We start from the raw sequence: 13,495 nt of genomic DNA on the forward strand, positions 1-13,495 counted from the left end.
TGAGGCGTCAGACGGCGGTCGGCTGTGCTGCGGCCGCCCCAGGTCGGGCAGCCAACGGCGTGCCGGCCGGCGCCTCGGGTTCGGGGCTGAGCTCGGAGCGCAGCCGGGGCTTGTCGATCTTGCCGACGGGATTCTTGGGGATCTCGTCGATGATCGTGAGTTCGACGGGAACCTTGATCTTGGTCAGCCGCAAGCGGCATTCGGCGATCAGGTCCTCGGCGGTGAGCGTGCTGCCGGGGTACAGGGACACGCGCGCGACCGGCACCTCGCCGAGCACGGGATCCGGCCTGCCCACCACGGCGGCCTCCAGCACGCCGTCGACGCCGTAGAGGACGGATTCGATCTCCTTGGGGTAGATGTTCTCTCCCCCGCGGATGATCATGTCCTTCAGCCGGTCGACGATGGACAGGTAGCCGTCCTCGTCGAGCGTGCCGATGTCACCGGTGTGCAGCCAGCCGTCGACGATCGTCGTCGCGGTCGCCTCGGGATTGCCCAGGTAGCCGCGCATCACGGTGGGGCCGCTGATGACGACCTCGCCGGACCGGCCCGTCGGCGCCTCGGCCCCGGTGGGGTCGACGATCCGGATCTGCTGGCCGGGCATCGCCGGGCCCACCGTGCCGAGCTTGCGCACCCCGTCGATCGGGTTGCACGCCGAGGCGCACGTCGCCTCGGTCAGGCCGTAGCCTTCCGCGACGACCAGGCCGAAGCGCTCCTCCGCCCGGGCCAGCAGCTCCGCCGAGGCGGGGGCGGCTCCGCAGATCGCGAACCGCAGGGAGCCGGTGTCGGGGATGAAGCCGGCCGGCAGCTCGGTGAGCTTGGCCAGGATCGTCGGGACGCAGGAGAAGTAGGTGGGCCGGTGGGTCGCGATCGCGTCGAGGAAGTCGCGCGGGTGGAAGCGCTCCAGGATTGTGGTCCGGGCGCCGGCGCGCAGCGGCGTGAGCACACTGACCATGATCGCGTTGACGTGGAACAGCGGCAGCACCAGCATGCAGTGGTCGTCTTCGGTCAGTGTGAAGCGCTCGAGCATCTGCGCCGACATCGCGTGCAGGTTCGCGTGGTCGAGCATCACGCCCTTGGGCCGGCCGGTCGAACCGCTCGTGTAGATGACGAGCGCGAGGTCATCCTCGGAGAGGTCGACGGGGGCGAGCGCGGTCTCGGGCGCCTCGGTCGCCATGTCCCCGACGCCGATGGCCGGGAGGCGGTACGCGAACCGGTCCGGTTCCGCGGTGACGACGAGCTTCGCGCCGGAGTCGGCGAGCTGGTGGCCGGCCTCGTCGTCGGTGAACACCGGGTTGATCGGGGTGGCGGCGGCGCCGAGGTACCAGGCGGCGAACATCGCGATGACCAGTTCGACCCGGTTGGGCAGCATGACGGCGATGATGTCGCCGCGCCCGACGCCACGAGAGGCGAGCTGGGCGGCGAAGGCTTCGGTGCGCTCCGCGACCTCGCGGTAGGTCAGCGCGGTGTTGGCGTCGGCCAGGCAGGGCTTGTCCTGCCGCTCGGACGGGGCCGACCAGGGGAGATACGTGGACACAGGGGTTCCTCCAACTGCTGACGAGTGTCGTCGTTGACTGTCAACGTGCTTACTCAGCGTAGGCAGGAGGGATGTGCGATCACATGGCCCGCGAGAACGAACTTGGGGCGGCGGGTTGTGCAGAGTGCACTAAGTGGCTTGTTCAGGGCTTTCCCCGCGGGGCCCGGAAAAGCAACTGCCCGCCGCACCTGGAGCGGCGCGACGGGCGAGGGTGGATGCGGGATCAGCGTCCGGTGACGTATCCGACGTCGACGTGGAGCGTGGTGCTTGTGACGAAGCCGGACTGATCCGAGATCAGTCAGAGAGCGCTCTCGGCAACCCGCCCTCGCGCCATCGTTGCGCCGCCCCAAATGACAAGTTAACCTGACAAATGGCAAGAAAGTCGGAGGCCGGCTCCACACGAAGCACGGCCTGGGACGACACGGGCAACAGAGAAGAGGATGACATGCGCGGAAGCAACTTGATCTGGACCATTGTCGGCATCTTGGCGATCATCGCCCTGGGAATCTTCATTTTCTCGAACGTGTGATCAACACCCCCGAAAGCAGGGGCTACGACAGAACCGCTCGCCGCACGCAGTGCGGCGGGCGGTTCTGCAGCGAGTGGGCCGGGCAGTCTGCTGCGAAGGAATCACTCGGGAACAGCGCCCTGTATCGGGTACCTTTCTTCCATGACCGACACGATCATCAGGGGCGCAAAGGTGCGCACCATGGAGGCGACATCGACGTCGACCTCATCGCACGCAGCCGAAACCTTCGAACCCACAGCAGTCGCGATCGCGGACGGGAAGATCACCGCCGTCGGCGCCGACAGCGAAGTGCTGGAACTCGCCACCGATTCCACTCAGATCATCGACGCCCGAGGCGGCACCCTTATTCCCGGCCTCATCGACTCCCATATCCACCCGGTGTGGGGTCTGGAGCTGACGCGCGGAGTCGACCTGGGCGGCCTCGACTTCGCCGGCGTCCGCGCCGCCCTCGCCGCTGAAGCACAACGACTCACCGAGGGCGAATGGCTGCGCGGGTGGAACCTCGACTACAAGGTCTTCGAAAACGAGCTCCGGGGTGACCTCTTCGACGACGTGCTGGGCGGCCGGCCTATGGTGCTGCTGTTCTACGACCTCCACACGGCGGTCACCAATGCCGCCGCCCTGAGCGCAGCAGGAGTCACCGGACGCGAGGAGTTCGCCGACAACAGCCTCGTCGTCACCGACGACTCCGGCACGCCGACCGGAGAGCTGCGCGAGATCCCCGCCTACTCCCTCCTCCTCGACGCCGCTCCCCCGCTCGAGCACAGCGACTACGTCGAGCGCGTGCGAGCCCTGCTCTCCGAGCTCAGCCGCTCCGGGATCACCTCCGGCGTGGTGACGGACGGCCGCGACTGGCACCTCGGCATCCTCAACGCGATCGAAAGCAGCGGCGGCCTGCCGGTGCGGCTCCACCTCGCCATGTGGCACCGCCCGAGCGACGATGACGCCCGCGTCGAGGAGCTGATCTCGATGCTCGGCACGTCCGGGGACCGCTATCGGATTCAGCTGATCAAGATGTTCATGGACGGCGTGATCGACACCGGGACCGCCTGGCTGCAGGAGCCCGATGTCTGCGGACAGGGCGGCAGGGCGTTCTGGAACAGCGTCGAGCGCTACCACGAGGTGACCCGCCGCTACCTCGACGCCGGGTACCAGATTGCCACCCACTCGTGCGGCGACGCCGGGGTCGCCGAGATCCTCCGCACGTATCGCGAACTCGGGACCACATCGCTGCAGGGCGCGCCCAACCGGATCGAGCACCTCGAGGTGATCTCGGATGACGACGTGGTGGTGCTCGGTCAGACCGGTGTCGTCGCCTCGATGCAGCCGCTCCACATGCAGTGGCGCGAGGGCGACCACTCCGACTCCTGGGCCACCCGGCTGGGCCCGGAGCGGGCCAAGCGCGCCTTCCGCATCAAGGACGTCCTCGACGCCGGCGGACGAGTGGCGCTCGGCTCCGACTGGCCCGTGGCCCAGCACGACGCCCGGCTCGGGATGGCGTGGACGCGGTTGCGCCGAACCCCGGGAGTTCCCGAGGCGCCCGTCTTCGAACCCGATCAGCGCCTGTCCGGGGAAGAGGCCCTGCTCGGCTACACCCGCTGGGCGGCCGAGGCGCTGGGACGCACGGACCTGGGAGTCATCACTCCGGGCGCGACCGCCGACCTGGCCCTGTTCGCCGAGGACCCCGTTGCGGCGGACCCGGATCAGCTGCCGCTGATCCCCGTCGATTGGACGATGGTGAGCGGCGAGATCGTCTATCGCCGCTGACACGTGGCGCGGACCGGCACACAACCGTGGCCCGGACCGGCGCTGACCGCCGCGGAATGCACCAGCTGAACCGCCACCTGCGCCCGGAATGCGGAAAATCGCATCATAATAACCGCAACCCGACGATAAATAGTCTTGATTTCTCTCTCCGGCACGGATTCAATTGATCCATCTCGTCAACGGTGACGACTCGGGCTGAGCCCGCCACCGCCTCGGCTGCGGTCGAGGCGGCGGCGACGCAACCGGAACTCGCCACCCTGACACCACTGCCGCAGGAGGCACACAGATGTCGTCGTCAACACCTCGGGACACCGCGTCCCGCAATCCTTCCCTCAAGCGCACGCTGGGCCTGCCGTCCGTGGTGTTCTTCGGCCTGGCATACATGGTCCCGCTGACGGTCTTCACGACGTACGGCATCGTCACCGAGCTGACCGCCGGCCACCTGCCCGCCGCCTACATCGTCACCACCATCACGATGATCTTCACGGCCATCGCGTACGCGAACATGGTGCGGGCCTTCCCGGTGGCGGGATCCGCGTACACCTACACGCAGCAGTCCTTCGGCGCCTCGATCGGGTTCCTCGCCGGCTGGGCGCTGCTGCTGGACTACCTGTTCCTGCCGATGATCAACTACATGGTGATCGGCATCTACATGTCCGTCGCCCTGCCCACCGTGCCCGCCTGGATCTGGATCGTCGCGGCGATCGTCCTCGTCACCGTATTCAACGTGCTCGGCATCCGGCTGGTGGCGAGCGCGAACATGGTGCTCGTCGGCGCGCAGATCGCGTTCATCGCCGTGTTCCTGGTGATGGCGATCGCCACGTACGGAGGCCAGGCCGAGCCGATCAGCCCGCTCGCCCCGTTCTACAGCTCGGAGTTCGACTTCTCCACCATCCTCGCCGGTGCTGCGATCCTGTGCCTGTCGTTCCTGGGCTTCGATGCGGTGTCCACGCTGTCGGAGGAGACCAAGTCGCCGCGGAAGACGATTCCGCGCGCGATCCTGCTGTGCACCGTCGTGTCGGGCCTGATCTACATCGGGCTGTCGTGGCTGGGGCATGTGGCCTTCCCGAACTGGCAGGACTTCACCGACGCCGACTCCGCCGCGGTCGACGTGATGATGCACGTGGGCGGCGGCTTCCTCACCGCGTTCTTCACCGCGGCCTACGTCGCCGGCTGTGTCGCCTCGGCGATGGCCTCCCAGGTGTCCGTCTCCCGGATCCTGTTCTCGATGGGCCGCGACGGCACGCTGCCGCGCTCGGTCTTCGGCAAAGTGCACCAGCGCTTCAAGACCCCCTACCTCGCCTCACTGGTCGTGGGCGTGGTCTCCCTCGTGGCGCTGCTGATCAGCTTGGAGCTTGCCTCGTCGATGATCAGCTTCGGCGCGCTCATCGCGTTCACCTTCGTCAATCTCAGCGTGATCAAGCACTACGCGATCGACAAGGGCCGCAGGCACGGGGTCGAGGCCGTCAAGTACATCGTGGTGCCCGCCATCGGGGTGGCGCTGTGCCTGTGGTTGTGGACCTCGCTGTCGGGCACGACCTTCGCCGTCGGGCTGGCGTGGGTGGCGCTCGGCGTCATCCACCTGCTCTACCTCACCCGCTTCTTCCGGCGCCCGGCGCCCAAGCTCGACTTCAGTGAGGCCGATCCCGAGGCGGTCGCGGGCGCGGAGCCTGCGCGGGCGTGATCAGGGGGCCGAGCTCGGCCCGGGCTGCTCGCCCCGGCCCGCGCCTCAGCGGTAGACGTCCGGTCGGCGGTCCTCCAGGTACGGGTTGGCCTTCCGGTCCGCCTGCACCTGCGCCGTGTCGACAGTCGCGATGAGCAGCGACTCGGACCGCCCGGCCATCATCAGCGCCTCGCCGTCCGGGCCGAAGATGCCGCTGAGGCCGGTGTAGAGCAGGTCGCCGTCGGCGCCGACGTGGTTGGCGTAGGCGATGGCCAGCTGGTTCTCCCAGGCGCGGGCGGGCAGGATCGTCCTCGGCACGATGTCGAAGGGCTGCATGTTCGCGGTCGGCACGAGGAGCACCTCGGCTCCTGCGACTGCGGCTGATCGCACGTACTCCGGGAACTCGACGTCGTAGCAGATCATCATCGCCAGCTGTGCGCCGCGGTGCTCGACGAGCGTGCACGGCACCGAGCCGGCGGCGAACACCGCTCTGTCCAGGTCCCCGAACAGGTGAACTTTGTGGTGCACGGCTCTGACCTCACCGGACTCGGCCACGAACACGCAGGCGTTGTAGACCTGGCCGTCGGCCACGACGGGGAGTCCGGCGACGATCGCGATCTCCGCCTGGCGGGCGATGTCGGCAACCTCGCCGGTCAGGTCGCGCTGCGCGAGCTCCGCAATGGCGGAGGCGCCGATGTTGTAGCCGGTGAGGAACATCTCCGGGGTGACGAGGACATCCGCTCCGGCGGCAGACGCCTGACGGGCCGTCTCCGCCAGCCGGCGCAGATTGGCGTCCGGGTCACCGGGGATGCTGCTGGTCTGCCATGCCGCGATGGTGAGTTCCATGGCACGATTATGCCCCAGAGTCACCGTGTTGCACTGGCATCCCGCGAAGCGCGGCATTCATGCGTGGCGCCACCCGGCCAACGCGTGGAACCACCTGGCGTGCCGGAGTCCGGACCCGAGGCATCTCGGTTCCGGACTCCGGCCGGCCGCGATCGGATCTCGCCTGCGCGCCCGGTCGTCGCGCAGGCGCGGGCGCGGGCGAGCTCAGACCTTGAGGTTCTCGTGTCGGAATCCGACTTTCACCGTCACCTGCCAGTCGGAGATCTTCCCGTCCTCGAGGTGACCGCGGACCGACTGCACCTCGAACCAGTCGAGATGACGCAGAGTCCGCGCCGCCTCGGCGATGGCATTGGTGATCGCTGCGTCGATTCCATCGGGTGACGTGCCGACGATCTCCGTGATGTTGTAGACGTTGTTCGCCATGATTCCTCCTGGTGGCCGGCCCGAGGCACCGGCGCCTCGGCGCGGGCCACCCACGCTACGGGAGGACGCCGAGGCGGTCTACCCCTTGACCCCGGCCGTCGCCTCGAGACCGCGCTGGGCCGCGTCCGCAACCTTCTCGACAACCGCACCGGGGTCGGTGAGCCAGTCGGCGACCAGCACGCGCTCGGTGCGGATCCAGCCCATCGATCCCTCGAGCACCGTGATCGGCAGCCCGTCCCGATCCCACGCGGTCGGCATCGCCGCCCACGACGGCGGGTCGAGCAGCAGCGCCAGCCAGCCGGAATCGCCCACGCGCACCGCGAGGTCGACCACGAACGAGGACGTGCCCACTCCGGTCTCCACGGTCAGGCCGCGCTCCCGCAGGCGGGCGGCGATCTGATCCCGGTACAACGTGCTCCGATCGCTGACCGACTGCCGGCGCACCACGGAGCCGCGCTCGGCGTCGGCGAGATAGTCGCGCAGGTCCTGCAGGCCGCGCGAACGAGAGCTGCGCAGGTCGAGGTCGTCGGAGCGCAGGGAGGTGAAGATGACGATCTCCTCCCGGGCGCGGGTGATCGCGACGTTGAAGCGGCGCTCACCGCCGGCGCGGTTGACGGGCCCGAAGCTCTGGTTGAGGCGGCCGGTTCTGCGGTCGGGGGCATACCCGATCGAGAACAGCACCACGTCGCGCTCGTCGCCCTGCACATTGTCGACGTTCTTGACCATGAGCGGCTCGCCGTCGCTGCTGAGTGCGGCGAGGATGCGCGGGTCCCCGGAGGATTCCAGCGCGTTCTCGATGAAGGTGCGCTGGGAGGCGTTGAAGGTCACCACTGCGATCGACTTCTCCGGTGACCTGGTGAGGCGCGCGTGCACCTCGGCGACTACCGCCTCGCTCTCGGCGCGGTTGACCTTTGCGCCGCCCGGGCCCTTCGCGTACTCGCCGCCGATGAACCGCAGATCGACAGGGAACTTCCGGTCCGCGACGGGGGGCGCGGGGAATGACGCGAGCTTGCCGCGATAGTACTTGCGGTTGGAGAAGGCGATGAGCTCCTCGTTGCGGCTGCGGTAGTGCCACTGCAGCCACTTGCGCTCGAAGCCCGCGTTCACTGCCTGTGTGAGCACGGATTCCAGGCGCCGGCTGGTCCCGCGGCCTTCGGTCTCGGCCTCTGGCAGCTCCTCCTCGGTGTCGGCGGCGAATTCGGTCGAGGGCGGCATCTGCTGGGAGTCGCCCACGATGACGGCTGCCTGCGCCCTGCCCAGAGCGCCGATCGCGCTGGCGGTGGTGATCTGGGAGGCCTCGTCGAAGATCACGGTGTCGAACCGGGGACCGGCGACGGGCAGGTATTTGGACGCGCCGGCCGGACTCATGAGCACGCACGGCGTGGTCGAGAGCACCTCGTCGCCGAACTCCTGGAACAGCCGCCGGATGGTTCCGCCGCGCACCTTGTTCACCTCGGCGGTGAACTCCGGCGACGGTCCGTCACCGGCGTTCCACGACCGCCGGCCGGCGATCACGCCGACCATCGCATCCCGCGTGAGCGCGGTGACCTGCTCGGCCAGCTCGACGTAGCGGCGCACGGTCTGCGCCCGGTCCGTCCCGCTGAATTCGTTCAATCCGGACTCCTCGACTGCCCGTCGCAGGCGCTCCCGCGCGAGTGCCAGGCTGATCGCCTCGGCGAGCTTGTCGGCGCTGCGCCCCCGGGAGATCTCCGCCGCCGGGCGGATGAGCCCGGCGTCCGCGAGTTCGCGCAGAGCCTTCCGCAGCTGCACGACGTCGCCGTCCTGGTTGTCGGCGCGCTCGGACACGTCCCCGTCGACCCGCCGCCGCAGGCGCCGGATCCGCTTGGCGAGGCCTGCCAGCTGCGCCTCATCGGGCTCACCGTGGGCGAGGAGTTCTGCGGGGGCGAGGTGTTCGGGCTGCCATTCGGCGGTCGGGTCGAGCTCCGACTCCTCCTCGAGGCAGGTCTGGAACAGCGACCACACGTTCTCGTCATGGCCGGTTGAGGCAGCGGCACCCGAGGCCGCGGCAGTCGAGTCGGAAGGCCCGCCCTGCCCGTGCAGCGCCTCCGGGTAGGCGCGCAGTCGAGCGACGACCTCGGCGAGCTCCCTGCGGGCGGCGGCGAGCCTATCGAGCTGGGCCTGCGCCGGGACCTTGAGGGAGGCGGCGAGCTGTTCGCGCACGGCCCTACCGGACTGCCTGGACGAGTGCACGTCGAGCACCAGCGGGTCGAGTCCGAAGGCACGCAGGCGCCGCTGCACGACGTCGAGCGCGGCCTGCTTCTCCGCGACGAACAGGATCCGCCGGCCGCGGGCCAGCCCGTCCGCGATCATGTTGGTGATGGTCTGCGACTTGCCGGTGCCGGGTGGGCCCTCGAGCACGAACGAGTTGCCGTTCCCGGCGGCGACGACGGCATCGAGCTGGCTGCTGTCGGCCCGCGAGGGCAGCCACGTGCTCACCTCGGAGTCGGGGGTGAGCTCGGCGGGCGGCCGCGGGTCGCGGAACCGGGCGAAGGGGGTGCGGGTGATGTGCTCGGCGACCGGCGAGCGCAGCAGCTCCCGCCAGTTGTCGTTGAGGTCGCGCCACTGCGGCAGCGTGCCGTAGGCCAGCCGGACCAGGCGGACGTCGTGATGGATGCGAGCGCCGATCCCGGCCGCCTGCAGATCGTGCGGCAGCTGGGCGAGGACGCGTTCGACGTCGAGTCCTGCGGCGTCGGTCGGCGGGTTGGAGAGCACCGGGATCTGCTGGCCCGTCTCCCCGCGGAGCTTCTCGGCCAGGCTCTGGTTGGTCTGCATCTCCCCGCCGGGCTCCAGGTGGATGCCGTAGCCGGTGCGGGCGGTGCCGGTGATGTTCACGGGGGCCAGCAGCAGCGGCGAGTGCCCCTCCTTGCCCTTGCGGTCCAGCCATTCGACACTGCCGATGGTGACGAACAGCGAGGGGTAGCCGTTCTCCTGCTTGGATTTGCGCGCCTCCTGCGACAGCTGCTGCAGTCGGGTGTCGAAGGATCCGCTGTACGGCACCGCAGTGAGCCGACCGGCCCGCAGGTCCGCGACCGGTTCGGCGACCGGCTTGTGTCCGCCGAGGCCTCCGTGGCCGCCGGAGCCCAGGCGATACCGGTCGACCGGCAGGCCACGGTCGGTCGACTGCGTGCGCGAGCGCGGCTGCAGCGAGAACGCCGTGCCGGCCGAGAGCCGGTCCTCGAACTCGGCGAGCGCCTCCCGCGGCACCTGGAGCGCGGCGCCGGAGGTCGCGCGCAGCCGTAGCAGCGGGTTGGTGAAGCTCAGGTCGAGCAGCTCGCGCTTCCAGCGGTGGAAGGACCGCGGCTCCGCGGCCGGTGCCCCGCCCACTCCCGAGGTGCCCGCCGCATCGCCCCTGCCGGCGCCTGCCGTTGCCGGGGCCGGGGTATCGGCGGCACCGATGAGGCCGCGGGCGGCGCCGAGGTCGACGATGAAGGCGGCGTCGCCGGTGGTGAAGCCGGTGCGCGACGCCGAATGAGGCACGCCCGCCGTCGTCATCGCCGACAGCTCCGCCTGGACGGCGGCGTGGGACCGCAGCGCGGTCACCTCCGCGATGTCGAAGCTGTGGCCGACACCTGCGTACAGGCCGGCACGGGTGCCGATGAGGGCGACGGGCACGTCGAGGTATTCGAGCAGCCCGGCGATCAGCAGCGCCCGCTCGCTCGTCGAGGCCGTCCCGGCGGCGCGCACCGCACTGGGCGTCCGGAACGAGGCGGGGGCTTCGCCCAGCTGCTCGGGGGTGACCGTGAGCTTGTGGTCGACGGCGCGGGCGGCGAGTTCCAGCACCTGCGCGGCGGTGCGGGGTTCCTCGTCGGGGCCGGGTGGGGCGGGCAGCGTCGCGGCGAGCGCGTGGATCGCGGGGTCGGCCGAGTGCACGAAGTCGGCGACGAGTTCAGGCGGGGCGGCGAGGCTCCAGCTGCCGGCCGGGATCCAGGACACCGGTGCGGTGAGCTCGCGGGACCGGCCGGCCGCGCCGATGGCGATGATGAGCTCGTCGTCCGTCGGCACATCTGCCTTCGCGGCAGACCCACCTGTGGTCGTGGTTCCGGTGCTTCCGCCGGCGGCGCCCGGGATGGACGGATTCCAGCTCAGCTCATAGCGGTCGAGGTGGACGGTGTCACCGGCGGGAATCTCGATCTCCGGGCCCCGCCACCAGTTCTCGCGCTCGGAGCGGCCGGCGAAGGCGGCCTCCAGCGTCGACACCACGACCGGCGTCTTGCCGGAGTTGGTCAGCGCGATGCTGATGATCGGTGAGATGCCGGCCGCGGCCAGCCGCTGGCTGTACACATCGTGGACGACGAGCTCGACGGCAAGCTCATCGAGCTCGGTGTGCAGGTGGTGGTCGGTGAGGCGAGTGCCGGGCCGGTCGGCGGCGGGCGCCTCGGCGGCAATCATGCCCAGGCCGATGCTCTCCATCAGCATGGCAAGGGTGTCGGTGAAGCGGGTGACGAGTGCGGCGTCGACGCTGTCCGGCCGCGTGTGCGCGATGGTGAGGTGGGTGATCGCATCCCGGGCCCACCGAGCGCGCAGCGGGGAGCCGCCGATGGCCAGCGACCCGTCGAATTCGGCGAGGACGGTGAGCAGGTCCGCCGGGGAGTCGAAGCTGGGAGCCCGTCCGGGTGCTGTGCGTCCGGAGGAGCCCCGACCGGCCAGGATGCGCAGCCACGTCTCCTCGTCGATGGCCTCCGGAGAGAGTTCCAGAATGCGGTCCCGCAGCACGGGGACCACGGAGTCGGCGGCAGCGATGATCTGCAGGGCCGGGGTGGCGGTGTCCTGCTTCTCGTCCTCGTTGAGCATGTCGCCCAGCGTAACGGGTGCCCGTGACACGGGAACTCAGCAAGGCGTCAGCGGAGGCAGAGCCAGTGGGAAGCAGTGCTGCACAGCGGCGGGTCAGTCGTTGTGACGAGGCTGGTGTCAGCGTCGATTCGCGATCGCGACGATGAGCCACACGGGCAGCCACAGGCCGCCGGTCAGCAGCGTGATGATCAGGTGAAGCCCGTGGGACGTTCCTCGCCGATAGCCGTTCTGGACCGTCACGTGCTGCGCCGGCGAGACGACGACCTGCGGCGGATACGGATAGGGCCCCGGCTGAGCGAACTGCGGGTGTGGATGCTGCGGATAGCCCTGCTGGTGGACCGGCTGCAGACCATTCGGATGCTGTCCATGCGGAGGCGGACCTGGAGGGGACTGGTTCATCGGCGGATTCTGGCCGGGATTCCACGGCTGCACGGGCCAAGCAGGACCGGTCTGATGGATGGGGCTGACCGGCGGCGGGCTCGGTCGCTGGAAGTAGTGGGTCTGCGGCCCGGACAGGCCGGCAGGCGGCACGTCTTCCGACGACGCACCTGAGCCGGTTCCCGGGGGGAACGGGCGCGTGGGGCTGTCCTCGTCACGTCTGATGATCGGTTCCCGGTTGTCCCACGAGGATGATTCGGCCACGATGCGCACCGTTCTGTTTGCAAGCTGCGACGACAATCGAAACTGTACCCCTCAGCACGGACGCGCCCCTGGCGCGTCCATGGGTGAGCACGGCACTGCCGCAAGCCCAGACCGAAGCGGTCAGTCGTTGTCGGCGAGCACGCGCAGGGCGTTCTCTGCGCCCAGCTTGCGCAGGTCCGCTTCGCTCCAGCCCCGGTCGGCAAGCGCCCGGAAGACGAGCGGGTACGCCGCGACGCCGTCGAAGTCCTCGGGCAGCTCCTCGATGCCGTCGAAGTCGCCGCCCAGGCCGATGTGCTCGATGCCGGCCACCTCGCGGGCGTGCTCGATGTGGGCGATCACGTCGTCCAGTGTCGCCGTGGGCGCGGGATGGGCGGCCTGCCAGTCCGCGAACTCTCGCAGCGCCTCGGGGTCCTCCTCGGCCGGCCCCTCATGGAAGTCGTCGGGCAGGCCGAGGCGGGAGCGCGCCTCGGCGGAGTGTGCCTTGTGCTCGGCGCACGCCTCGGAGACGAAGGCGGGCACGAAGGTCACCATCGCGATGCCCCCGTTGGCGGGGAGTCGTTCGAGGACCGCGTCCGGGATGTTGCGCGGATGGTCGGTGACCGTCCGGCACGAGGAGTGGGAGAACATCACCGGCCGCGCCGAGGCGGCGAGCGCGTCGTCCATGACCTGCGGGGAGACATGCGAGAGGTCGACGATCATGCCGATGCGGTTCATCTCCCTGACCACCTCGCGGCCGAACTCGCTGAGCCCCGCGTCGGGGCCGGCGCCGGTCGCCGAGGATGCCCAGGGGATGTCGTCGTTGTGGGTCAGCGTCAGGTAGCGCACGCCCAGCCGGCGCATGCTGCGCAGCACCCCGAGGGAGGAGTCGATGCAGTGGCCGCCCTCGATGCCCAGCAGCGAGGCGATCCTGCCGCGGTCGATCGCTGCTCGCGCCTGGGCGGCCGAGTCGACGAGCTCGAAGGCGTCCGGGTGCTGGTCGGCGAGCCGGCGGACGGTGTCGATCTGCTCGAGGGTTGCCGTCACCGCCTTCGCAGGCGCCATGTCCGACGGCACGAAGACGGACCAGAACTGGGCGGCCACTCCCCCGGTCCGCAGTCGCGGAATGTCCGTGTGCAGCCGGGGCTGATGGGAGTGCAGGTCGACTGCGGAGACATTGTTGTGGAACTTGCTCCGGATCGCCCAGGCGAGGTCGTTGTGGCCGTCGAATACGGGGATGGTGTTCACGGCCCTCACTCTAACCTCGATCTTTCATGGGTCGGGGCTGGTGAGGTGGTCAGGT

8 protein-coding genes are annotated in these 13,495 nt (G+C 69.6%); 2 read left to right on the forward strand and 6 right to left on the reverse strand.

Translation table 11 applies throughout. From position 1 onward, the window contains the following. Nucleotides 1-7 precede the first annotated feature (7 nt). The gene (locus LXN01_RS14990) at nucleotides 8-1,534 is read right to left on the reverse strand and encodes a class I adenylate-forming enzyme family protein (protein WP_236866463.1); all 1,527 of its coding nucleotides are present in this window, start codon (nucleotides 1,532-1,534) and stop codon (nucleotides 8-10) included. A 670-nt stretch (nucleotides 1,535-2,204) separates the two neighbouring features. Here LXN01_RS14990 and LXN01_RS14995 point away from each other — a divergent pair. Continuing rightward, nucleotides 2,205-3,830, forward strand: coding sequence for an amidohydrolase (locus LXN01_RS14995; RefSeq protein ID WP_236866466.1), 1,626 nt, complete (start codon nucleotides 2,205-2,207; stop codon nucleotides 3,828-3,830). Between the two features lie 286 nt (nucleotides 3,831-4,116). Next, on the forward strand, nucleotides 4,117-5,514 hold the full coding sequence (locus tag LXN01_RS15000) for an APC family permease (RefSeq protein WP_236866468.1): 1,398 nt from the start codon (nucleotides 4,117-4,119) through the stop codon (nucleotides 5,512-5,514). A 45-nt stretch (nucleotides 5,515-5,559) separates the two neighbouring features. Here the strand turns inward: LXN01_RS15000 and LXN01_RS15005 are convergent, their stop codons facing one another. From LXN01_RS15005 to LXN01_RS15025, 5 genes are all read right to left on the reverse strand, one after another. After that, nucleotides 5,560-6,339 (reverse strand): carbon-nitrogen hydrolase family protein, encoded by a 780-nt coding sequence (locus LXN01_RS15005; RefSeq protein WP_236866470.1) that lies wholly within the window; start codon nucleotides 6,337-6,339, stop codon nucleotides 5,560-5,562. A gap of 204 nt (nucleotides 6,340-6,543) precedes the next feature. Continuing rightward, the gene (locus LXN01_RS15010; protein WP_236866471.1) at nucleotides 6,544-6,762 is read right to left on the reverse strand and encodes a dodecin; all 219 of its coding nucleotides are present in this window, start codon (nucleotides 6,760-6,762) and stop codon (nucleotides 6,544-6,546) included. A gap of 78 nt (nucleotides 6,763-6,840) precedes the next feature. Beyond that, nucleotides 6,841-11,574 carry a DUF4011 domain-containing protein gene (locus LXN01_RS15015; protein ID WP_236866473.1) on the reverse strand — a complete coding sequence of 1,578 codons (4,734 nt, stop codon included), beginning with the start codon at nucleotides 11,572-11,574 and terminating at the stop codon, nucleotides 6,841-6,843. Nucleotides 11,575-11,691: 117 nt separating this feature from the next. After that, nucleotides 11,692-11,973, reverse strand: a complete 282-nt coding sequence (locus LXN01_RS15020; protein WP_236866474.1) for a hypothetical protein — start codon at nucleotides 11,971-11,973, stop codon at nucleotides 11,692-11,694. A gap of 363 nt (nucleotides 11,974-12,336) precedes the next feature. Then, nucleotides 12,337-13,440 (reverse strand): dipeptidase, encoded by a 1,104-nt coding sequence (locus LXN01_RS15025; RefSeq protein WP_236866476.1) that lies wholly within the window; start codon nucleotides 13,438-13,440, stop codon nucleotides 12,337-12,339. Nucleotides 13,441-13,495: the final 55 nt, after the last annotated feature.

Origin of the sequence: Brevibacterium daeguense (assembly GCF_021729135.1) — a bacterium.
In the GTDB taxonomy this organism is placed as follows: domain Bacteria; phylum Actinomycetota; class Actinomycetes; order Actinomycetales; family Brevibacteriaceae; genus Brevibacterium; species Brevibacterium daeguense.